Genomic DNA, 21084 nt, shown 5'->3' with positions numbered 1-21084 from the left:
TCCCGTTCCCAACGGGAGCGGGCTCTGACCCTCGTCGCCGAGGCACGCATGCTCCGGGTCAGAGCCCTCCCTCCGGGAGGGATCCGACCCAGCGTCATTCAGCGATCAGTACCAGGCCATTCGGGAACACGATGGCCGCTTCATCAGCACTCACGTCGAAGAAGCCCACGCCGTGCTTCTCGGCCAGATCCTGCACGCGGCAATGCGCGCGCTCGGCCACCGAATAGGCGAATGCACCGTAGATCACCTGACTACCGATGCTGTACTCGGTCACCTCGGCACGATCATCGTCGTCATTGCTCAACGGCCCGTTCATCGGCGGGAACTCCTGCGCCATCTCCGCGAACCACGCCTGCAACGCGGGACTGCTGACTGCCGGGTCGTCGTACTCGTGGCGCTCGTTCCACTGCGTCTGCTTCTCGAACCAGGCGATGAAGGCCGCCGCCTCGCGTGGGGCGGCGCTGGCCTCGAACACCATCATGTCGTAACTCATTGGAGCTTCCTGTGCTGAGCGGGGGTCAGAGCCTTCGCCGGGGGCGAAGGATCCGACCCCTGCGCGGAGTCTGTGGACGCACAGGGTAGCGCGCTACGGCTGCGTCGCTGTGCGCATCGCCAGCCCCGGCGCCAATGCCTTGGCCTCCGGGAACAGCGCGAAGCGCAGGCCGATCAGGCCCATCAGGGCTTCATCGCGGGCCTTGCAGGCGGCCACGCTGCCGACCCGGCCCAGCGAGGTATCCAGCCGCTCGCGCAGCGCTTCGGCCGCCACAATCGGTTTGCGCGCAGCGATCTGCCGGCGGTAGTGCACGGCGATCTCTTCCAGGATGTGCTCGACTGCTTCGCGGCTGCGTTCGGGCAGTTCCAGCCGTGCGCGACGCAGCTGCAGGATGTTCAGGCCGATGCGCGCCTCGTTGAGCATATCCACCGAGGCGATGTCGCTGCCCTCGGGCGTCGCTGCCAGGCGCGGTGCGAGCAGGCCCAGCAGGTCGAGCATGCGTGCGGCGAAGCGCTGGCGGTCCTGCTGGCCACGGCCTTCGGCGGCCTCGGCCAGCGTGGTCCAGCCCTGCCGCACCAGGCGGCGTGCGGTCCACTCGGCACCCACCGAACGGAACAGGCGGGTCATCACCACCGCAAAGCCAATGCCGATGAACATCGCGATCGACGAGTTGAGGAAGGTCTGGATGTTGGCGCTGTAGGTGTTCTGCAAGCTCAGCAGCGCTGCCAGGTTCACCGTCAGCGGCAGCGCGAACAGCGCGCTCTTCGGATGGTGCAGCATCAAGCCCAGCGGCAGGAACACCACTGCCAGCACCAGCGCCAGCAGGCCGAAGTCGTGCACCGCCGGGAACACACCGAACAGATACACACCGGCCACCACCGAGGCGACCATCGCCCACACCAGGAACGACACCATGCTCGGTGCCGGGTCGTCCTGCGCGGCGAAGAATGCAGCGGTCACCGCGGCCATCATCGCGCCGTTGCCACCACCTTCCCAACCCAGCGCGATCCACAGCACGCAGTAGCTCATCAGCGCCACGCCGGCACTGAGCGCGGAGAACAGCGCCATGCCGTAGTCGACGTGCTTGTCGGCGGCCACGCGTTCGGTGCGGATGCGGTAGTGCGCGCGGTCCAGCGGCGCGGTGCCGTGGTCGATCGCGTGCTGCAGCGTGCGGCAGTCCTGCCACAGGTCCACCAGTTCCTCCAGGCGCAGCAGCAGGCTGGCCAGCTGCAGGTGCTGCAGGTCGCGGTCCACCTGCGGCTTCAGTGCGCTGATGCGCGCGCGCAGGCGGGCGTACTCGTTGGCGTTGGTCGGCCCGTCCAGCCAGTCGTGGATGTCATCGACCAGCGCCGGCAGCCCTTCCGGCAGGGCCTGGCCATCGCTGCGCAACGCGCTCAGGCGGTCGGCAATCGACGACAGCACCGGCAACAGCAGCAGCATGCGCTCGCGCAGGCGCTCCATCGACACCGCCGAACCGGCATGGCGTGGATCATCGCGGCGCAGGAACTCGATCAGCGCCTCGAACTGCACCAGGTCGGCGGCCAGCCGGTTGCGCGGCGCATGCGCGCGGCCACGTTCAAGGATCTGCCGGCACCACTGCGCGGCGTCCTCCATCCAGTTGCCGATGCGCGCGCGCAGCATCGGGCGTACCGAGGCCGGGAACAGCAGCGACGCGAACAGCACCGCCACCACCGTGCCGAGGATGATCTCCTCGCTGCGTGCCACCACCGTGTCGAAGATGGTTTCCGGCGAGGTCACCGCCGGGAAGCCGATGAAGGCGGTGGTGTAGCCGGCCAGCAGGAACGCGTAGCCGCGCGGGCCGCGGTTGAGCAGGGCCATGAACAGGCAGCCGGCCAGCCAGATCGACATCGCCGCGCTCAGCACCAGCGGCGTTTCCACCAGCGCCGGCAGCACCAGCAGGGTGGCCAGGCCGGCCACCAGGGTGCCGACGATGCGGTACACGCCCTTGGCCCGGGTTGGGCCCAGCAGCGGCTGGCTGACGATGTACACCGTGCCCATCGCCCAGTACGGGCGCGACAGGTTGCCGGCCATGGCGATGTACAGCGCGGCCACCGCGGCCAGGTAGGTCTTGATCGAGAACAGCCAGGCCTGGCGGTCGGTCAGCGCGTTCATGGCTTACTTCGCTGCGGTCGAGGCGTTGGGCGCGGCGGCGCTGGCCTGCCAGCCACCACCCAGCACCAGGAACAAATGGATCTGGTCGCGCGAGACCTGCGCTTCGGCGGCCGCCAGGGTGGCGTCGCTGGTCGCCAGGCTGCGGTCGGCATCCAGGCTGGACAGGTACGGCGTGCGGCCGCCCTGGTACAGCCGGCGGTTCTGCTCGGCGGCCAGTGCGGCCTGCTCCTGCGCGATGCGCAGCGACTGTAGCCGGCGCAGGTCCTGCGCATAGCGGTCCAACGCGGTCTGGGTCTCGCGCAGCGCCTGCAGCACGGTGTGGTCGAACTCGGCCAGCGCCGCATCGGCACCGGCTTCGGCGGCGTGGATGCGTGCGTGGGTGCCGGACGACGGCAACGTCCACGAGATCAGCGGGCCGATCGACCACTGCTGGGTCATCGGCGTACCGAAGTCCTCCAGCAGGCCGGCGGCGCCGAGCGAGGCGCCCAGGCGGATGTCCGGGTACAGCTCGGCGGTGGCGACACCAATCCGCGCGGTGGCCGAGGCCAGCTTGCGTTCGGCCTGGCGCACGTCCGGGCGGCGCTGCAGCAGCGCACGGCCATCACCGACCGGCAGCGGCTGCGCCAGGGCGGGGGCGTGCGCGCAGTCGATCACACCGGCCGGCAGCTGGCCCGGGGTCTGCCCGAGCAGGGCGGCCAGCGAATAGGCGGCCGCCGAACGCTGCGCCTGCAGCGGCGGCAATGCAGCTTCCAGCAGCGCCACCTGGGCATTGGCGCGGGCCAGCTCCGGTGGTGTGCCGCGGCCGGCCGCGATCAGGCGCTCGGTGACCGTGCGGCTGCGCTGCTGCAGCTGCAGCGAATGCTCGGCCACGTGCAGTTCGTGGTTGGCATGGCAGATTTCCAGGTAGCTGTCGGCCACCTGGGCGACCACGCTGACCTGGGCCAGATCGCGCGCTGCGGCGACCGACTGCTCGTCGGCACGCGCCGCTTCGGCGCCGCGCTTGAGCTTGCCGAACAGGTCGAACTGGTAGCTGACCGCGAACTTGCCATCGGCCAGGTTGATCACCGGCAGCTCGTGTTCCTGCAGGAACGATTCGGCCGACAGCTGCGCGCGGCTGACCCCGGCCTCGGCCTCATACTCGAAGCCGCCAGCGTCCAGTGCCTGCTCGTACACCGCCGCCGCACGACGCAGGTGCGCATCGGCGGCCTTCAGTTCCACGTTGTCCCGCAGCGCCTGGGTGATCAGGCCATCCAGCACCGGGTCGTTGTACAGCGACCACCAGCGGTCGGGCAGCGCCTGGTTGGCGGCCACCTGCGGGTTCTGCGTATCGATGAAGGCCGCATTGGCCTGCGGGCGCTTGAACGCCGAGCCTTCCGGCAATGCATAGTCCGGGCCGACGGTCCTGCACGCGGCCAGGCTGGCCAGCGCGACGATCAGGCCGAGACGGGGCAGGGCGGCGTTCACAGGCCCGCCTGTGTCGGCGCGGTGCCGGCCTTGTCGTTGTGCGGATGGCGGCCGGTGTCCACGGTCACCGTGGCGGTGCGGCCGGCGATCAGTTCCACACCCTTGGGCACCTCGTCGATGGCGATGCGCACCGGGATGCGCTGCGCCAGCCGCACCCAGTCGAAGGCCGGAGTCACGTTCGGCAGCAGGGTGCTGCCATTGCTGCGGTAGCGGTCCTCGATGCCGGCGGCGATGCTCTCGACATGGCCGCGCAGCGGGGTCGATTCACCCATCAGGCGGATGTCCACGCGCTGCCCCGGCGCCACGCCGCGCAGTCGGGTTTCCTCGAAGTAGCCATCGATGCGGAACGAGCCGGTATCCAGCAGCGCCAGCACCGGCTTGCCGGCCACCACGTAGTCGCCCACGCGCATGGTGCGGTCGTTGACGCGGCCATCGGCCGGTGCGCGCACCTCGGTGCGGCCCAGGTTGAGCTCGGCCAGGTCGACCGCGGCCTGCGCGGTGGCCAGCGCGGCCTGTGCGGCCTGCAGCTTGGCGCGGCGCACTTCGGCGTCCTCGGCGGCGACCAGGTCCTGCAGGCTGCGGTCACGGCCGATCTCGCGGCGCAGCTGTGCCACCGAGGCCTGGCGCTCGCCCAGGCTGGCCTTGGCCTGCTCCAGCGCGATGCGGTAACGGGCACGGTCGACCACGAACAGCAGGTCACCCTTCTTCACCGCCTGGTTGTCGGCCACCTGCACCGTTTCCACCAGCCCGGATACGTCCGGCGCCACCTGCACCACGTCGGCGCCGACATGGGCATCGCGGGTCCACGGCTCATCCATGTAATAGACCCACAGCTGGCGCAGCACCAGCAGGGCGACGATCACGGCTGCGCTGGTGAGCAGCACCGGCAGGGTCTTCTTCACGATCTTGTTCACGATTGCATCCAACGCAGGAGGTGGAACAGCAGGCCAAGCACGATCCCGTACAGGGCCAGGTTGAACAGCGCCGGGTGCCATACATGGCGATAGGCGCCGGCACGCTGCAGCAGCGCGTGCAGGCCGCTGTTGACCAGATAGGCCAACAACATCAACCCGAGCAGGGTCGGGACGAACACTCCGTGGAGACTGAATTCACCGGGCATCGGTAGGGGCGGGGGCGAGGTGGGGGAGGGGAGGAACAACGAAACAACAGCAACGGGCAAAAGCCGCTGGCGTGTGCACGGCAGCGGCGGTATTCGGGGGCAGCGGTCTTACGTGATGCGGTCGGCGGCCTCGGCCAGCAGGCGCCATGCCTTCAGCACGGCGTGCAGTTCATCCATGGAAAGCTCGCCGAACACGTCCTGGCGCAGGCCGATCAACTGGTCTTCCAGCTCGCTGACCAGCGCGTGTCCCGCGTCGGTCAGCCACAGCAGGTTGGCGCGGCGGTCGCTGGCGTCGCTCTCGCGGCGGACCAGGTCGCTGGCGCACAGCTTGTCCAGCAGGCGGACCAGGGAAGGCCCTTCCATGCCCAGCTGCTGGGCCAGCGCCACCTGGCGGATGCCACCGCCGGAGCGGCCGATCATCAGCAGGGGCATGGTGCAGGCGGTGGAGATGCCGTAGCTGCCGAGCCGGCTGTCGGCCAGGCGCTGCCACTGCCGCCCTGCGTACAGCAGGCCGGAGCTGAGCTGCATCTGCAGCACGGTGCGCTCGTCGAGGGGTCGGTCCATAAGATATAGATAGGATACTACTAATTTCATTCCTATCAATGGGTTTTTATGAATGGGCGGGTGTAGTGAGGAAAGCGTTGCGCCTGCCTGGTGTCGGGTGGGGCAGCGGGGGCCGGACGGTGCAGGACACGCCGTGAACCCCCCTCCGGGGTCCGGCTCAGCCGCTGGCGGCTGTGCGTTCGGGCGCTTGCGAGGCATGCCTCGCAAGCAAGCGCCCTCACCCTTGGGGGCTCGGCCGCGGCTTGCTCGTGTGCGCGTCCTGCGCACACGGCAAGACCGGCGTTGGGCGTCCTGCCCAACCCGCCCGAGGCATGCCTCGGGCCCATGCCGCGGACGGTCCTGCCCCGCCCGGCCCCCGCTGCCCGCCCATAACCCCGCGGGCGCGGTGGGCTGGCTCTTTAAAGGCAGAAGCAGAAGCAGTGCGGACCAACGGTCCGCACCCACCAAAGCAGAAGACACCACAGCAGCGGCGCGCTGCTTCCGAAGCCATGAACCCCTGCTTTTGACCCCGCTTTCGGGTGGTCCGGCCGCGCCCGCAGGAAACCGTCAAGGAGGGGGACAGGGGACTGCGCAGGACCGTTGGCGCCATGGATGGCGCCATCGAGCCCCCAGGGATGGGTTCACGGCGTGTCCTGCGCAGTCCCCTGTCCCCCTCCAAAGCGATAGCAACGACGTGCCAACAACGACCCCCCGATGAACCGTCCCAACAGGACGACCCACCCCCCGGTCGGGTACGATGCTCGCCCCCCGTTCGGGACGCTGTACGCAATGAGCAAGAACAACGAAAAGGCCGCCCCGCAGGGCGACGTGACCCAGGACCAGGCCGAGGATGCCGTGCGCACCCTGCTGCGCTGGGCCGGTGAGGACCCGTCCCGTGAAGGCCTGCTGGATACCCCCCGCCGTGTCGCCGAAGCCTATGGCGACTGGTTCAGCGGTTACCGCGACGACCCGCGCGCCTACATGGAGCGGACCTTCGAGGAAGTGGCCGGCTACGACGAACTGATCGTCCTGCGCGACATCGAGTACGAAAGCCACTGCGAGCACCACATGGCGCCGATCATCGGCCGCGTGCACGTCGGCTACCTGCCGGCCGGCAAGGTGGTGGGCATCAGCAAGCTGGCCCGCGTCGTCGAAGCCTATGCCCGCCGTTTCCAGGTGCAGGAGAAGATGACCGCGCAGATCGCCCAGTGCATCCAGGATGTGCTGCAGCCGATCGGTGTCGGCGTGGTCGTCGAAGGCGCCCACGAGTGCATGACCACCCGCGGCATCCACAAGCGCGGCGTCAGCATGGTCACCTCGAAGATGCTGGGCAGCTTCCGCGACGACGCGCGGACCCGCGCCGAGTTCCTGCGCTTCATCGAAGTGGGCGGCAAGCGCTGAGCCGCTTGCCCGCACCCCGCCGGCCCCTGGTGGCCGGCATGCCCACGGCTGCCCGCACGGCCGCCGTGCGCGGCTGCTCGTCCCCGCCAGCCCTCATGACTCCTTTCGCTGCATGAAGCATCGCGAACGCATCTCCCGTTACCGCCATCTGCGCGAACAGCCCCAGTGGAAGCTGCTCGCCGCCGACCACGCTCCGGAAATCATCGGCCTGCTGCAGGGGCTGCTGATGGACGGCGAGCGCACGCTGTCCTCGTCGGTGCTCAACGAGCGCCTGCAACGTGCGCTGGACCAGCTCAACGGCGACGAACTGTCGCGCGACCTGCCGCGTACCGCGCAGGCCTACATCGCGCACTGGCTGGCCCAGGGCTGGCTCGAACGCCGCCTGCCCGAAGGTGCCGACCAGGAGCAGTACGAGCTGTCGACCGCAGCGCTGCAGGCGATCCGCTTCGCCGATGGCCTGGAGCAGGCCCGCGTGGCTGCCACCGAAAGCCGCCTGGCGCTGGTCATCGAACAGCTCTCGCAGCTGGCCGCGCAGACCGAATCCGATCCGGACGCGCGCCTGTCGGCGTTGCGCGACGAGCGCGACCGCATCGACGCCGAGATCGCCCGCGTTGGTGCCGGCCGCGTGATCGCGCTGGACGGCAAGCGCGCGCTGGAACGTGCGCGCCAGATCATCGGCCTGGCCGACGAGCTGACCGAGGACTTCCGCCGCGTGCGCGACGACTTCGAGCAGCTCAACCGCGATTTCCGCGAGCGCATCATCGACGACGAGGGTGAGCGCGGCGACGTGCTGTCGCAGTTGTTCGAAGGCGTGGACGTGATCGGCGAGAGCGATGCCGGCCGCAGCTTCCAGGCGTTCTGGCGACTGCTCAACGACGCCGAACAGAGCGCCCAGCTTGATGCTGCGCTGGAAGCGGTGCTCGCGCGTGGCTTTGCGCGCCGCCTGGACCGCAACGAGCGCAACTTCCTGCGTGGCTTCACCAGCACCATGCTCGAGCGCGGTGGCCAGGTACACGATGTGCTGCAGAACTTCGCGCGCAGCCTGCGCGGCTTCGTGCAGAGCCGTGGCTACCTGGAACAGCGCCGCCTCAACCAGCTGCTGAAGCAGGCGCAGTCCGAAGCGCTGGCACTGCGCGACGAGTTCCCCGCACAGCGCGGCATCGGCCGTGACCTGCAGCTGACCACCAGCCGCCTGCGTTCGTGGTCGCAGTGGAAGCTGCATGATCCACGCAGTGCCCAGGTCGATGGCAACGTCGAGTACAACGACGCGGCTGCGATCAGCCTGGAAAGTGTCGGCGACCTGGTCGCTTCGTCCGAAATCGACTTCCGCACCCTGCGCCGCGACCTGCACGACCTGCTCGATGCACAGCCGCGGCTCAGCATCGCCCAGGCGCTGTCGCAGCGCGAGGCGCCGCAGGGTCTTGGCAGCGTCATCGGCTATCTGTCGCTGGGCACGCGCTTCGGCAACGTGGTCGCCGGCGAGCAGGAGCTTGCCGAATGGCGTGGTGGCGACGGCCAGGTCCGTCGCGCCCGCATCCCGCTGGTTTGGTTCACCCAGGAGAGACGCCATGAGCTGGCATGAAGATCCCATCGACGCACCGCAGGCCGACGTGGCGGACGACGCCTACGAAGCCGAACCGGTGGCGGCCGTGGCGCAGCCCCGCCGTGGCAACGACGTGTACTACCTCGGCGATACCGGGCGCCTGCCGCTGGATGCGCGCCGCGCGCTGTGCCAGCTGCTGATCGGCCCCAGCATCGACCAGCTGCGCCACGCCAAGCTGTGGCCGGCACTTATCCGCAGCGAGGCGGCCATCCGCTCGTCGCTGGCGGACCTGTTCCTGGAACTGGTGCTCGACCGCGACAGCGGCGTGGCGTTCACCCGCCAGGCCGATACCGAAGACGTTGATGCGCCGGTACTGCTGCGCACCTCGCCGCTGACCTTCATCGATTCGGTGCTGCTGCTATATCTGCGCCAGCAGCTGGCCGAGGCCGATGCGCGCGGCAACCGCGCGGTGGTCGCCGACGCCGAGATGGCCGAAGCGCTGGCCATCTACGAAAAGAACCTGTCCACCGACCGCGCCGGCTTCAACCGCCGCGTCGCTTCGGCGGTGCAGAAGATGAAGGACAACCACATCCTGACCCGCCTCAGCGGCCAGGAAGACCGCCACGAAGTCTCGCCGGCGCTGAAGCTGCTGTTCTCCGCCGAAGACGTGTCCCAGCTTTCGGCGGTGTACCGCCAGCTGCGCGAAACCCCGGCCGCCGAGGCCTGAGAGACCCGACCATCGCATGGCTATCTCCAAGCACACTCCCGCCCTGTTCAACGAAGGCCTGCCGGACCCGCGCCTGCAGCAGTTCCGCATGCGCCGCCTGCAGGTGCACAACTGGGGCACCTTCAACGGCCTGACCGAAGTACCGATCGCCGAGCGCGGCTTCCTGTTCGTCGGCCGTTCCGGCTCGGGCAAGTCGACCCTGCTCGATGCCATGTCCGCGCTGCTGACGCCGCCGGCCATCGTCGACTTCAATGCGGCCGCGCGTGAAGCCGAGCGCAGTGGCCGCGACCGCAACCTGGTGTCCTACGTGCGTGGCGCCTGGGCCGACCAGCAGGACAGCGGCACCGGCGAAATCGCCACCCAGTACCTGCGCAAGGGCGCGACCTGGACCGCACTGGTGCTGGAATACCGCGCCGGCGATGGCCGCGTGGTCAGCCTGGTGCGCCTGCTGTGGATCTCCGGCAATGGCACCTCGGCTGGCGACGTGCGCAAGCACTACATGATTGCCGAGCGCCCGTTCGACATCGCCAAGGATCTCGGCGGCTTCGACCTGGACCTGCGCAAGCTCAAGCAGAAGCTGTCCGACCTGCACCACTTCGACACCTTCTCCGGCTATGCCGAGCGCTTCCGCGACCTGCTCGGCATCGACAACGAAATGGCGCTGCGCCTGCTGCACAAGACGCAGTCGGCGAAGAACCTGGGCGACCTCAACGTCTTCCTGCGCGACTTCATGCTCGACACGCCGAAGACCTTCGACGCCGCCGAGCGCCTGGTCAGCGACTTCGCCGAGCTCGATGGCGCGCACCAGGCCGTGGTCACCGCGCGCCGCCAGGTGGAAACCCTGCTGCCGGCACGCGCCTACTACAACGATCTGAAGGAAATGCACCGCCAGCGTGGCGACGACGAAGCACTGAAGCTCGGCGTCGACAGCTTCCGCGAAAGCCGCCGCCAGGCGCTGATCGAAGCGCGCCTGCGCGAGATGGACGTGCGTGACCGTGGCCTGCTCGGCGAAGAGGCCCAGCGCCGCGCCGCGCTGGACAACCACACCGAGCGCCTGGCCGAACTGGAACTGCAGCGCCGCCAGCAGGGCGGCGAACGCATCGAGGAACTGGAACGCGAGCAGGGCCGCGCCGAAGCCGAGCGCGACCGCCGCAAGGCCAAGCGTGACCAGGCCCAGGAAGCGGCGCAGCAGCTGCAGGCCGAACTGCCCGACGATGCCCATGGCTTCGCCGAGCTGGTCGAGCGCGCGCAGAACGAACTGCAGGACCGCCAGCGTGCCTCGGCGGCACTGGACGATGCGATCAGCGATCGCCTCGGCGGCAAGCGCGACGACGAGCGCCGCTTCGGTGAAGTGCGCAGCGAACTCGAAGCGATGCAGCGCACCCCCTCGAACATCCCGGCGCCGATGCAGAAGCTGCGTGCGCGCCTGGCCGAGGAAACCGGCATCGCCGAAGCGGCGCTGCCCTTCGTCGGCGAGCTGATCCAGGTCCGCTCGGAAGAGCAGGGCTGGCAGGGCGCCATCGAGCGCGTGCTGGGCGGATTCGCGCTGTCGCTGCTGGTCGATGACAAGCACTACAACGACGTCGCCGAGTGGGTGAACCGTACCCATCTGGGCATGCGCTTCACCTACTACCGCGTGCGCCGCAACGATGATGCGTTCGCGCGCGAGCCGTCGGCGAAGTCGCTGCTGCACAAGCTGGAACTGCGCGAGCACGTGTTCGAAAGCTGGTTGCGCCGCGAGCTCGGCAAGCGCTTCGACTACGAGTGCGTGGATGCCAAGCAGCTGCGCAACGTCGACCGCGGCATCACCCGAGAAGGCCAGGTCAAGCATCCGGGCGACCGCTTCGAGAAGGACGACCGCAGTGCGGTGGGCGACCGTCGTCGCTGGATCCTGGGCTTCAACAACCACGACAAGGTGGGCGCCTTCGAGCGCGAAGCACAGGAACTGGCCAAGCGCATCGCCAGCTGCGAGACCGACATCGCACGCCTGCGCGGCCAGCGCGACCGCGACAACGAGCGCCGCCTGGCCTGCCACGAGCTGGTCAGCATCAGCTGGAACGAGATCGACATCGCCGCCCCGCAGCAGCGCCTGAGCGATATCGAAGCGACCCTGCGCGACCTGCGCGAAGGCAACGCCGACCTCGCCAAGCTGGCCAAGCAGATCGACGCCGTGCGCGCCGACATCGAACAATCCCGCCGCACCTATGAAGACGTCCGTGTCGAGCGTGGCCAGCTGGTCAAGGAACGTGATCGCCTCGACCGCGCCCGCCAGCAGAGCCGTGCGCTGGTGCTGCCGAGCCTGGCCCAGGAGCAGGAAGCCGGGCTGGCCGAGCGCCTGCAGGAGCAGGGGCCGCTCAGCCTGGAAACGCTGGAAGCGCACATGCGCCAGGTCAGCAACGCGCTGAACGAGCAGCTGTCGTCCTCGCAGCAGGACCTCAACCGCATCGAGAACCAGCTGATCGGCTGCTTCCGTCGCTTCATCCAGCAATGGCCGGAGGAATCGGGCGACTTCACCGTCTCGGTGGCCTCGGCCGAGGACTTCCTCGCACGCCTCGAACGCCTGGAGCGCGATGGCCTGCCGCAGCACGAAGAGCGCTTCTTCGACCTGCTGCAGAACCAGAGCAAGAACAACCTGCTGGCCCTGCAGCGCCACAGCGCCGAGGCCCGCAAGTCGATCGGCCAGCGCCTGGACGAAGTGAACGCCAGCCTGGAGCAGGTGCCGTTCAACCGTGGCACGCTGCTGACCATCGAACTGAGCGACCGCCGCCTGCCGGAAGTCGGCGAGTTCCACCTGCAGCTGCGCGAGGTGCTGTCGCAGCAGCAGACCGAGCAGCGCGAGCTGGCCGAATCGCAGTTCACCGTGCTGCGCCAGCTGGTCAACCGCCTGGGTTCACAGGAAGGCGAAGACAAGCGCTGGCGCGAACTGGTGCTGGACGTGCGCATGCACGTGGAGTTCATCGGCGTCGAGCTGGATGCGGAAACGCGCCAGCAGGTCGAGATCTACCGCAGCGGCGCCGGCAAGTCCGGTGGCCAGCGCCAGAAACTGGCCACCACCTGCCTGGCTGCGGCACTGCGCTACCAGCTCGGCGGTGCCGACAGCCAGCTGCCCAGCTACGCCGCCGTCGTGCTCGACGAAGCCTTCGACAAGGCCGACAACGAGTTCACCGCGCTGGCGATGAATATCTTCGACAACTTCGGCTTCCAGATGGTGGTCGCCACCCCGCTGAAGTCGGTGATGACGCTGGAACCGTTCATCGGCGGTGCCTGCTTCGTCGAAATCAGCGGTCGCCACGACTCCGGCGTGCTGCTGATCGAGTACGACGAAGAAGGCAAGCGCCTGAAGCTGCCCGAGCGCAGCCGCCAGCAGGCCAACGAACCGGAAGAAGCCGAGGCCTGATCCGGCCGGTTGAAGGGGAATGCCGGCCAGCGGCCGGCACTACCCGTGGGCGGGGTTCATGACCCGGTAGTGCCGGCCGCTGGCCGGCAACCGCGTTCACGCTCCGCGGAACGTATCCCACGCCATCCGCGCGATCAGCACCACCACCAGCCCCACGAACAGCTTGCGGATGAACGGCGTACCGCCCTTCAGCGCCAGCCGCGTGCCCACCACCGAACCGATGATGTTGGCCGCCGCCATCGGCAGCGCGAACAGCCACAGGATGTTGCCGGTCGGCACGAAGAACGAGATCGCTGCAACATTCGTCGCCAGGTTCACCACCTTCGACGCCGCCGAGGCACGCAGGAAATCCAGGCCGAAGAAGCGCACGAACAGGAAGATCAGGAAGCTGCCGGTGCCCGGCCCGAAGAAGCCATCGTAGAAGCCGATCGCTGCACCGATCGCCAGCGCGATCACCAGCTCGCGGCGGCCGATCTCCTGCGGCCGGTGCAGCGCGCCGAAGTCCTTTTTCCACAACGTATAGGCCAGCATCGCGATCAGCAGCACCAGCACCAGTGGGCGCACCGCGTCCTTGGGCAGCAGGCTCACCGCAGTGGCCCCGGCGAAGGAGAAGATGAAGGCGGTGCCGGCCGCGAACAGCACCGGCTTCCACGGGAAGCGCACGTTGCGCGCATAGCGCCAGGCAGCCGCACCGGTGCCGAACATCGAACTGAACTTGTTGGTACCAAACAGCATCGCCGGCGTCTGCTGCGGCAGCACCGTGAACAGGCCGGGCAGCTGCACCAGGCCACCGCCACCCACGGCGGCATCCACAAGACCGGCGATGAAGGCGATCACCACCAGCCACCACAACTCAGGGGGAACCAGTTCCAGCACGGCGATCAATCAAGGTGGGGGCGCGACAGCATACGCCTGTCCTGCTTCAGCTGGCCCGTACCGCGCGTGGATCAATCCGCGCAACCCGGCGACAATGCCGGCATGAGCCGAAAACCCGCCGATCCCTGTCCCTGTGGCCTGCCCGCCGACTATGCTGCCTGCTGCGGCCGTTTCCATGCCGGTGAGGCCGCGCCCGATGCCGAGCGCCTGATGCGTTCGCGTTACAGCGCCTACGTGCGCGGTCTGGCCGACTACCTGCGCCAGAGCTGGCATCCGGACACGCGTCCGGCCGAGTTGTCGCTGGATGATGCGCCCGGCCAGCGTACCCATTGGCTGGGCCTGACCGTACACGAGCACACCGTCACCGGTACCGACAGCGCCGACGTCCGCTTCACCGCGCGCTATCGCGTCGGCGGCGGCAGTGCGGTCAAGATGACCGAACACAGCCGCTTCCAGCGCATCGACGGCCGCTGGTACTACCTCGACGCGGTCTGAGCCTCAGCCGCCACGCATGGCCAGCACGCGCTGGCCGGCATGCGCGTGCACCTGGTTGCGACCCCCGTCCTTGGCGACGTACAGCGCCTGGTCGGCGGCCTTGACCACCGCCATCGGGCGCGGATCCACATGGCTGTCGGCCAGGCCGATGCTCACCGTCACCTGTACCACCTGGCCGCTGCCACCGCGTCCGCGCTGCTGGCGGCCGGCTTCGTCATCGCGGCTGCGGGTGCTGCGGTCGCGCAGCTGCATGCGGGTCTCCTCGATGCTCTGCCGCAGCGCCTCCACGGCATCCATGCAGGCCGCCGCCGGGCGGTCCAGGAACACCACCGCGAACTCCTCACCGCCATAGCGGAACGCTCGACCACCGTCGCCAACCTTCGCCAGGCGCGAGGCCACCAGGCGCAGCACATCGTCGCCGGTGTCATGGCCGTGGGTATCGTTGAACGATTTGAAGTGGTCCACGTCCACCATCGCGATGCTGTAGGTGCCGCGTGCCCGCTGCAGGGTCTCGTTGAATGCCCGGCGTCCGGGCAGGCCGGTCAGCTCATCGCGGAAGGCCATGTGGAAGGACTCCTGCAGCATCGCACCCAGCATCAGCAGCAGGGCGGCACTGCTCAGCGCCGGCAGCAGCACCGGGTGCAGGAACACCCGTGGCAGCATCCACCACAGGCACAGCAGGGCCAGCAGCATCGCTGTATGCAGTGGGCGCGGGTGCCGCCACGCCTGCCAGCCCAGCGCAGCGGTGGCCAGCAGCAACAGCACTGCCGGCAACTGCGCGAGCGCGTTCCAATCGGCCGGGATCCACGCCCAGTGGCGGTTCGACAGCAGATCGTGCATGCCACGCGGCTGCTGCGCGGCCAACAGCAGGAAGATCATCAACGCGGTGCCGCTGGCAATGCCGCGCAGCAGCAGGTCCTGGCGTCGGCGCCCGCGCTCCGGCCACAACGCCAGCCCGGCGAACAACAGCGGCAACCAGGCCGAGATGGCATGGAAGCGCAGCGGCGTCAGCGCGGCGACATGGCCACTGCGCAGGTAGCCAGCGACGTCCTGGTGCAGCAGCGCGAACATCACCGCCACGACCAGCAGCAGGCACAGCGTGCGCACCTGGTGGTAGAGCAGGGCCAGACCGGCACCGAGGCAGGCCAGCAGCCACGGCAGGACGCGCTGCGCCGGGCTGGCCACGTCCGCGGTATCCAATGCGGTCCACACCACCACGGCAACCAGCACGGCGGGCAGCACGAACAGGTAATGCGCAGGCTGGCGGAGCGGATGCAGGGGCAAGCAGGAATTCCAGCGCGGTGACGACGCGGCCGCAGCACTGCCGTTAGCGGCGTGCGTGCCTGCATCTTGAATGCGGGGGCTCATCCATGTGAACAAAGTGACGCCGAACAATGACATCGCACTCACCGCCCTGCGCCGATGCTGCCCACATGGACAGCGTACCCGCCGCCGTCGCTGCCCCGCAGCACGATCTCGCCCGCCAGTTCGCCCATGTACGGACGCGTAGCCTGCAGCTGGCCGCGCCGCTCAGTGCCGAGGACGCCATGCTGCAGAGCATGGCTGACGCCAGCCCGAGCAAATGGCACCTGGCCCACACCACCTGGTTCTTCGAACGCTTCGTGCTGGCGGGTTTCGCCACCGCGCCAGCGCATGACCCGGCCTGGGACTACCTGTTCAACAGCTACTACAAGAGCATCGGCCCGGCGCATGCGCGGCCACAGCGCGGGTTGCTGTCGCGCCCGTCGCTGCAGCAGGTGCGCGACTACCGCCAGCAGGTCGATGCACAGGTGCAATCGCGGTTGGCGGCGGGCGATCTCGATGAGCAGGCGCTGCAGCACCTGCAGTTGGGCCTGCAGCATGAACAGCAGCACCAGGAACTGCTGCTCACCGACATCAAGCATGCGTTCTGGTGCAACCCGCTGCAGCCGGCCTACCGCGAGGACCTGCAGCCTGCCACCAGCGCTGCCAGTGCGCAGGGCTGGATCGAATCACCCGAGCGCATCGTCACCGTCGGCGCCGCGGCATGGCCGCAGCAGGCCGCGTTCGCCTACGACAACGAATCGCCAGCGCACCGCGTGCTGCTCCCCGCGCACGCATTGGCCGGGCGTCCCGTCAGCAATGCCGAGTATCGGGCCTTCATCGACGCCGGTGGCTATCGCGAACCGCGCTGGTGGCTCAGCGAAGGCTGGGCGCTGCGCGAAGCCGAGGGCTGGCAGCACCCGCTGTACTGGGATGACGCCCTGCAGCGCGAGTACACCCTGGGCGGTTGGCGCGAACTGGATCCGCACGCGCCGGTCTGCCACCTCAGCTACTACGAGGCCGATGCCTGCGCCCGCTGGTCCGGCGCGCGCCTGCCCAGCGAGTACGAATGGGAAGCCGCCGCTGCGTCGCAGCCGCTGCGCGGCCATTTCGCCGATGACGACCGGCTGCACCCGCAGGCAGCGCAGGGCAGTGGAATGCGGCAGCTGTTCGGCGATGTCTGGGAGTGGACCCACAGCGCGTATGGCGCCTATCCGGGCTTCCGTCCCTTCGCCGGCAACCTCGGTGAGTACAACGGCAAGTTCATGTGCGGGCAGTGGGTGCTGCGTGGCGGCAGCTGCGCGACACCCCGCGGCCATGTGCGCGCCAGCTACCGCAACTTCTTCATGCCGCCGGCGCGCTGGCAGTTTTCCGGACTGCGCCTGGCCAGGGACCTCACATGAGCACCGTGCATGACGCGCTGCAGGCATTGACCGATCTCACCCCCGGGCGCCAGCAGATCCTCTCCGACGTGGTGGCCGGGTTGTCGCGCACGCCCCGGCAGCTGCCGTCCAAGTACTTCTACGATGCGCGTGGCTCGCGCCTGTTCGAGCAGATCACCCAGACTCCCGAGTACTACCCCACGCGGACCGAGTTGGCCCTGCTGGCGCGTGTGCTGCCGGACATTGCCCGGACCGTTGGACCACGCCTGCATGTGGTGGAGCTGGGCAGCGGCAGCGGACGCAAGACCGCGCAGCTGCTGGCCGCACTGCACGACCCTGTGGCCTACACGCCGATCGAGATCTCGCGGGCCGCGCTGCTGTCCAGCATCGACCATCTGGCACCGGCGCTGCCCGAGGTGGAGATGCTGCCGGTCTGTGCCGACTTCACCCGCCCCGTGGCCGTGCCCATGCCTGAACGCGAACCCGCGCGACGGCTGCTGTTCTTCCCCGGTTCCACGTTGGGCAACTTTGAAGGCGAAGACGCGGTCGCACTGCTGCGGGCGATGCGCCAGACCATGGGCCGCGACGGCCTGGCCCTGGTCGGCATCGACCTGCACAAGGACCCGGCGCTGATCGAAGCGGCCTACAACGATGCGCAGGGCGTCACTGCCGCATTCACCCTCAACCTGCTGGCCCGGCTCAACCGCGAGATCGGCAGCGACTTCGACCTCGACGGCTTCCGCCACCGTGCCCGTTACAGCATCGCGCGGCTGCGCATCGAAACCGATCTGGTCAGCCGCTGGGCGCAGGATGTGCATCTGGATGGCCGCAGCTTCCACGTTGCCGCCGACGAACCGATCCGCGTGGAGTACAGCCACAAGTACACCGACCACAGCTTCGAAGCGCTGCTGCAGCAGGCGGGCCTGCAGGTCACGCAGCGCTGGGACGCCGACAGTCCCGCCTATGGCCTGCGCCTGCTGCGCACCGCCTAGGGCGGACGGCCAGCGGGTGCCGCTTCAGGTTGAGCGACACCGGTGCCCCTAAGATGGCCGTGCAACGGCAACACGGAGGACGCCATGCCCATTCTGACCACGCTCGGCCTGGCGGCCGCTCTCGCCTCGCCCCCCGCGTTGCCTGCAGCACCGGATGCCAGCGTCGATCCGGCCTTCAGCCGCTGCCTGACGGACCTGCAGGCCACGGCCGCCAGCCAGGGCATCAGTGCCGATCGCTTCAATGAAATCACCGCTGGGCTCACCCCGGACCCCAGTGTGCTTGGCCTGCTCGATGCGCAGCCGGAATTCACCACACCGATCTGGGACTACCTGGCCGCGCTGGTCGATCGCCAGCGCGTGGCTGATGGTCGCGCCATGCTGGAGCAGCATCGCGACCTGCTCGATCGGGTGTCGGCGCAGTACGGTGTCGATGCCGCCACCATCGTCGCGGTCTGGGGCGTGGAGAGCGACTACGGCCGCGTGTTCGGCAAACGTCCCCTGCTGCAGTCACTGGCCACGCTGTCCTGCGCCGGCCGTCGCCAGCCGTTCTTCCGCGGTGAACTGCTGGCGCTGCTCAAGCTGATCGACCGCGGAGACCTGCAGGCACAGGGGCTCACCGGTTCCTGGGCCGGTGCCTTCGGGCACACCCAGTTCATGCCCAGCACCTATGCACGCATTGCCGTGGACGGGGATGGCGATGGCCGCCGCGATCTGGTCGGCAGCATTCCCGATGCACTGGCCTCCACTGCCAACTACCTCAAGCGCGCCGGCTGGCGCAGTGGCGAGCCGTGGGGCATGGAAGTTCGCGTTCCCGCTGGCTTCAACGCCAGCCAGGCCGGACGTACCCAGCGTCGTGCCCTGGCCGACTGGCGTGCGCAGGGCGTGACCGCGCTGGACGGCAGCGTGCTGGCTCCGGCCAACCTGCCCGCCGACGCGCGCGCCGCCCTGCTGCTGCCGGCCGGCAACAAGGGCCCCGCGTTGCTGGTGTTCCGCAACTACGACGCGATCTACAGCTACAACGCGGCTGAAAGCTATGCGCTGGCGATCGCCACGCTGGCTGACCAGCTGCGTGGCGGCAGCGGGTTGGCCACCGCCTGGCCGACCGACGACCCGGGCCTGGGCCGCGATGAGCGCCGCCAGCTGCAGGCCCTGCTGCTGGCGCGTGGCTACGACATCGGCAGCGCCGACGGCATGATCGGTACTGCCACCCGTCGCGCGATCCAGTCCGAGCAGCAGCGCCTCGGCTGGGCCAATGCCGATGGGCGTGCCGGGCAACGCATTCTGCGTGCACTGCAGGAAGAGGCCGCTGCTGCAGCACCCAGCGCGCAGAAGGCCTTGCCCCAGGCACGCTGACCGCGACATCATCGCCGCGGTCTTCAAGGAGCGTCATCGCATGCAGTCGAATCCGGACATCAGCAGCGGCCTGTATCACGGGCTGGAGGCCTGGCACGTGCGCACCCCCAGCGCGACGGCGGTCATCAGCGTGTTCGGCGGACAGCTGCTGTCGTTCATTCCGCAGGGGCAGCCGGACCTGCTGTGGCTGTCGCCCACGCGCGCCGCACTGCCGACGCCGATCCGCGGTGGTGTGCCGGTGTGCTGGCCGTGGTTTGGCCGCCAGGGCCAGAACAATGATGTGCCCGCGCATGGCCTGGTGCGCACCGCGCGCTGGGAGCTGCAGCAGGTACAGCAGGGCGACGCGGGAGAGCTGGTGCTGCAGCTGGCGCCGCCACTGCCTGCCGATCTCGGCTTGTGCCTGCAGATGCAGCTGCGCATCGGCCACCAGCTGCACCAGCAGTTGACCACCGGGAACGCTGGAACAACGTCGGTGACCTTCACCCAGGCCCTGCACAGCTATTTCCGGGTAGGCGATGCCGAGCGCGTCGAGGTCGATGGTCTCGATGGCCTGCAGTATCTGGACAAGTACGAGGACTATGCACAGTCGCGCCAGCAGCAGGGGCCGTGGTCACTGCGTGATCCGCGTGATCCCGGCCGCAGTGATCGCATCTATACCGGTGCCAAGGGGCACTATGTACTGCGCGATCCGGTCCTGCAGCGGCGGATCGAGATCCGCAGCGAAGGCAGCCAGACGCTGGTGGCCTGGAATCCCGGTGCGGAGGCGGCAGCGAAAATGGCCGATGTCGGCGAGGGCTGGCGCGATTACGTCTGCCTGGAGGTGGCCAATGCCGGCCCCGACCAGATCACGCTTGCGCCGGGCGCGCGCCATCAATTGATACAGACCCTGGCCAGTACCCCGCTGTAGTGGGGTACTGGCAGTCCCGTTTTGAAGAAGTGACCCGAAAGGATGGAGAACATGCAGGAAGCACAGTGGTGGTATGCCAACAGCAGGCAGAGCGAAGGACCGGTGGACCTGGCCGGCCTGCGTCGCCTGCAGCAGGACGGGACGGTGACGGCGCGCACGCTGCTCTGGTGCGAAGGCATGCCGTCGTGGCGGCCGTTGGCGGAGCTGGATCAGGCCGCAACGCAGGTCGAGGTGGCTCCGGTCCTGGATATCGACGCAGCGCCTGCGGCTGAGGGCATTGCGCCGAGTGTCGGCGATCCGTCCGATCCCTACCGTGCACCGGTTGCGGCACCGGAGACGGCCGCGGCGGCTGGGCTGGAGGGCGACATGGCGCTGTATGCCAGTGTGGTCGGTGGCAACTTCCCGATCTATCGCCAGCGTTGGCGGCTGGATCAGGGCATCGCCACGGGCAGTGGCACCTGGCACTGGCCGGCATTCCTGCTCGGCCTGATCTGGATGATGTATCGCAAGATGTACCGCCTGGCGGCGATGTGGGTTGGCCTGCTGCTGCTGGTCAGCGTGGTCGAGACCCTGCTGGATGTGCCGGATGGCCTGTCGCTGGTCATCACCTTCGCGCTCAGCATCACCACCGGGATCTTTGGCAACAGCTGGTACCTGGCACACTGCCAGCGCCTGATCGCCCAGGCCCGTACCGTGACCGGCGGCGATGATGCACGGCTGCGCAGCGAGCTGAGCGCACGCGGCGGCACCAGCGTGGTCGCCACGCTGATCGCCATCGTCATTGCGGTGGTGCTGAGCATCGTGGGTGCCGCATTGGCGGGGTAGGCCGGGTCAGCGGCCCTGACCCGGCCGCAGCACCAGCAGGCACAGCGCACCGGCCACCAGGCCCCAGAACGCCGAGCCGATGCCGGCCAGTGAGACGCCCGAGGCGGTCACCAGGAAGGTGACCAGTGCCG

At 68.6% G+C, this 21084-nt stretch carries 19 protein-coding genes (1 of these 19 running past the window's edge); 10 read left to right on the top strand and 9 right to left on the bottom strand.

Annotated elements, in window-relative coordinates:
* Positions 1–94: 94 nt before the first annotated feature.
* The 6 genes from SriyCCGPB3_RS21410 to SriyCCGPB3_RS21385 form a co-directional block, all read right to left on the bottom strand.
* The gene (locus SriyCCGPB3_RS21410) at positions 95–493 is read right to left on the bottom strand and encodes a hypothetical protein (protein ID WP_350259710.1); all 399 of its coding nucleotides are present in this window, start codon (positions 491–493) and stop codon (positions 95–97) included.
* 93 nt (positions 494–586) lie between these two features.
* Positions 587–2626: an FUSC family protein gene (locus SriyCCGPB3_RS21405; protein WP_350259709.1), complete on the bottom strand. Its 2040-nt coding sequence runs from the start codon at positions 2624–2626 to the stop codon at positions 587–589.
* 3 nt (positions 2627–2629) lie between these two features.
* The gene (locus SriyCCGPB3_RS21400) at positions 2630–4090 is read right to left on the bottom strand and encodes an efflux transporter outer membrane subunit (protein WP_350259708.1); all 1461 of its coding nucleotides are present in this window, start codon (positions 4088–4090) and stop codon (positions 2630–2632) included.
* The gene (locus SriyCCGPB3_RS21395; protein WP_049400358.1) at positions 4087–5004 is read right to left on the bottom strand and encodes an efflux RND transporter periplasmic adaptor subunit; all 918 of its coding nucleotides are present in this window, start codon (positions 5002–5004) and stop codon (positions 4087–4089) included. The genes SriyCCGPB3_RS21400 and SriyCCGPB3_RS21395 overlap by 4 nt, the downstream gene beginning before the upstream one ends.
* Complete coding sequence (locus tag SriyCCGPB3_RS21390; RefSeq protein ID WP_010487502.1) at positions 5001–5210, bottom strand: DUF1656 domain-containing protein; 210 nt, start codon at positions 5208–5210, stop codon at positions 5001–5003. Before SriyCCGPB3_RS21390 ends, SriyCCGPB3_RS21395 begins: the two co-directional genes overlap by 4 nt.
* Before the next feature lie 108 nt (positions 5211–5318).
* Positions 5319–5774 carry a MarR family winged helix-turn-helix transcriptional regulator gene (locus SriyCCGPB3_RS21385; RefSeq protein WP_012481667.1) on the bottom strand — a complete coding sequence of 152 codons (456 nt, stop codon included), beginning with the start codon at positions 5772–5774 and terminating at the stop codon, positions 5319–5321.
* Positions 5775–6542: 768 nt separating this feature from the next.
* Here SriyCCGPB3_RS21385 and folE point away from each other — a divergent pair.
* From folE to SriyCCGPB3_RS21365, 4 genes are all read left to right on the top strand, one after another.
* Positions 6543–7154: a GTP cyclohydrolase I FolE gene (gene folE / locus SriyCCGPB3_RS21380; protein ID WP_004141296.1), complete on the top strand. Its 612-nt coding sequence runs from the start codon at positions 6543–6545 to the stop codon at positions 7152–7154.
* Positions 7155–7266: 112 nt separating this feature from the next.
* Entirely contained in the window at positions 7267–8736 is a 1470-nt protein-coding gene (locus SriyCCGPB3_RS21375; RefSeq protein ID WP_075675801.1) for a DUF3375 domain-containing protein, read from the top strand.
* Positions 8723–9424, top strand: a complete 702-nt coding sequence (locus SriyCCGPB3_RS21370) for a DUF4194 domain-containing protein (RefSeq protein WP_153856618.1) — start codon at positions 8723–8725, stop codon at positions 9422–9424. Before SriyCCGPB3_RS21375 ends, SriyCCGPB3_RS21370 begins: the two co-directional genes overlap by 14 nt.
* 16 nt (positions 9425–9440) lie before the next feature.
* Complete coding sequence (locus SriyCCGPB3_RS21365; RefSeq protein WP_049446864.1) at positions 9441–12821, top strand: ATP-binding protein; 3381 nt, start codon at positions 9441–9443, stop codon at positions 12819–12821.
* Between the two features lie 96 nt (positions 12822–12917).
* Here the strand turns inward: SriyCCGPB3_RS21365 and SriyCCGPB3_RS21360 are convergent, their stop codons facing one another.
* Entirely contained in the window at positions 12918–13697 is a 780-nt protein-coding gene (locus tag SriyCCGPB3_RS21360) for a sulfite exporter TauE/SafE family protein (protein ID WP_014039007.1), read from the bottom strand.
* Positions 13698–13799: 102 nt separating this feature from the next.
* Here SriyCCGPB3_RS21360 and SriyCCGPB3_RS21355 point away from each other — a divergent pair, with 102 nt between their 5' ends.
* Positions 13800–14192 carry a YchJ family protein gene (locus SriyCCGPB3_RS21355; protein ID WP_180854316.1) on the top strand — a complete coding sequence of 131 codons (393 nt, stop codon included), beginning with the start codon at positions 13800–13802 and terminating at the stop codon, positions 14190–14192.
* 3 nt (positions 14193–14195) lie between these two features.
* Here SriyCCGPB3_RS21355 and SriyCCGPB3_RS21350 read toward each other — a convergent pair whose 3' ends face one another.
* Positions 14196–15476: a GGDEF domain-containing protein gene (locus SriyCCGPB3_RS21350; RefSeq protein ID WP_153856616.1), complete on the bottom strand. Its 1281-nt coding sequence runs from the start codon at positions 15474–15476 to the stop codon at positions 14196–14198.
* Between the two features lie 149 nt (positions 15477–15625).
* Between SriyCCGPB3_RS21350 and egtB the strand changes: the two genes are divergently transcribed.
* From egtB to SriyCCGPB3_RS21325, 5 genes are all read left to right on the top strand, one after another.
* Positions 15626–16897 (top strand): ergothioneine biosynthesis protein EgtB, encoded by a 1272-nt coding sequence (egtB, locus tag SriyCCGPB3_RS21345; protein ID WP_350259707.1) that lies wholly within the window; start codon positions 15626–15628, stop codon positions 16895–16897.
* Positions 16894–17868, top strand: a complete 975-nt coding sequence (egtD, locus tag SriyCCGPB3_RS21340; RefSeq protein ID WP_350259706.1) for an L-histidine N(alpha)-methyltransferase — start codon at positions 16894–16896, stop codon at positions 17866–17868. The genes egtB and egtD overlap by 4 nt, the downstream gene beginning before the upstream one ends.
* An 84-nt stretch (positions 17869–17952) precedes the next feature.
* A complete protein-coding gene (locus SriyCCGPB3_RS21335; protein ID WP_153856613.1) occupies positions 17953–19221 on the top strand; it encodes a lytic murein transglycosylase in 1269 nt (422 codons plus the stop codon).
* 40 nt (positions 19222–19261) lie between these two features.
* Positions 19262–20128 (top strand): D-hexose-6-phosphate mutarotase, encoded by an 867-nt coding sequence (locus SriyCCGPB3_RS21330; RefSeq protein WP_153856612.1) that lies wholly within the window; start codon positions 19262–19264, stop codon positions 20126–20128.
* A gap of 51 nt (positions 20129–20179) precedes the next feature.
* Positions 20180–20953: a DUF2628 domain-containing protein gene (locus SriyCCGPB3_RS21325; RefSeq protein WP_110714199.1), complete on the top strand. Its 774-nt coding sequence runs from the start codon at positions 20180–20182 to the stop codon at positions 20951–20953.
* A 6-nt stretch (positions 20954–20959) separates the two neighbouring features.
* Here SriyCCGPB3_RS21325 and SriyCCGPB3_RS21320 read toward each other — a convergent pair whose 3' ends face one another.
* On the bottom strand, positions 20960–21084 hold the end of the coding sequence (locus tag SriyCCGPB3_RS21320; protein ID WP_110714198.1) for a benzoate/H(+) symporter BenE family transporter. It continues 1063 nt past the right edge of the window; the window shows 125 of its 1188 coding nt (coding positions 1064–1188); its start codon lies beyond the right edge, outside the window; its stop codon occupies positions 20960–20962.

This window comes from Stenotrophomonas riyadhensis, assembly GCF_040256885.1.
Classification (GTDB): Bacteria; Pseudomonadota; Gammaproteobacteria; order Xanthomonadales; family Xanthomonadaceae; genus Stenotrophomonas; species Stenotrophomonas riyadhensis.
Note: the sequence above shows the minus strand (reverse complement) of the source record. Positions and strands in the feature narration are given on the sequence as shown.

What these genes read in the sequence shown, in the direction of transcription:
- SriyCCGPB3_RS21410 (WP_350259710.1), bottom strand. Translation starts at nt 493, where the DNA reads ATGAGTTACGACATGATGGTGTTCGAGGCCAGCGCCGCCCCACGCGAG.
- SriyCCGPB3_RS21405 (WP_350259709.1), bottom strand. Translation starts at nt 2,626, where the DNA reads ATGAACGCGCTGACCGACCGCCAGGCCTGGCTGTTCTCGATCAAGACC.
- SriyCCGPB3_RS21390 (WP_010487502.1), bottom strand. Translation starts at nt 5,210, where the DNA reads ATGCCCGGTGAATTCAGTCTCCACGGAGTGTTCGTCCCGACCCTGCTC.
- SriyCCGPB3_RS21385 (WP_012481667.1), bottom strand. Translation starts at nt 5,774, where the DNA reads ATGGACCGACCCCTCGACGAGCGCACCGTGCTGCAGATGCAGCTCAGC.
- folE (WP_004141296.1), top strand. Translation starts at nt 6,543, where the DNA reads ATGAGCAAGAACAACGAAAAGGCCGCCCCGCAGGGCGACGTGACCCAG.
- SriyCCGPB3_RS21375 (WP_075675801.1), top strand. Translation starts at nt 7,267, where the DNA reads ATGAAGCATCGCGAACGCATCTCCCGTTACCGCCATCTGCGCGAACAG.
- SriyCCGPB3_RS21370 (WP_153856618.1), top strand. Translation starts at nt 8,723, where the DNA reads ATGAGCTGGCATGAAGATCCCATCGACGCACCGCAGGCCGACGTGGCG.
- SriyCCGPB3_RS21365 (WP_049446864.1), top strand. Translation starts at nt 9,441, where the DNA reads ATGGCTATCTCCAAGCACACTCCCGCCCTGTTCAACGAAGGCCTGCCG.
- SriyCCGPB3_RS21355 (WP_180854316.1), top strand. Translation starts at nt 13,800, where the DNA reads ATGAGCCGAAAACCCGCCGATCCCTGTCCCTGTGGCCTGCCCGCCGAC.
- egtB (WP_350259707.1), top strand. Translation starts at nt 15,626, where the DNA reads ATGGACAGCGTACCCGCCGCCGTCGCTGCCCCGCAGCACGATCTCGCC.
- egtD (WP_350259706.1), top strand. Translation starts at nt 16,894, where the DNA reads ATGAGCACCGTGCATGACGCGCTGCAGGCATTGACCGATCTCACCCCC.
- SriyCCGPB3_RS21335 (WP_153856613.1), top strand. Translation starts at nt 17,953, where the DNA reads ATGCCCATTCTGACCACGCTCGGCCTGGCGGCCGCTCTCGCCTCGCCC.
- SriyCCGPB3_RS21330 (WP_153856612.1), top strand. Translation starts at nt 19,262, where the DNA reads ATGCAGTCGAATCCGGACATCAGCAGCGGCCTGTATCACGGGCTGGAG.
- SriyCCGPB3_RS21325 (WP_110714199.1), top strand. Translation starts at nt 20,180, where the DNA reads ATGCAGGAAGCACAGTGGTGGTATGCCAACAGCAGGCAGAGCGAAGGA.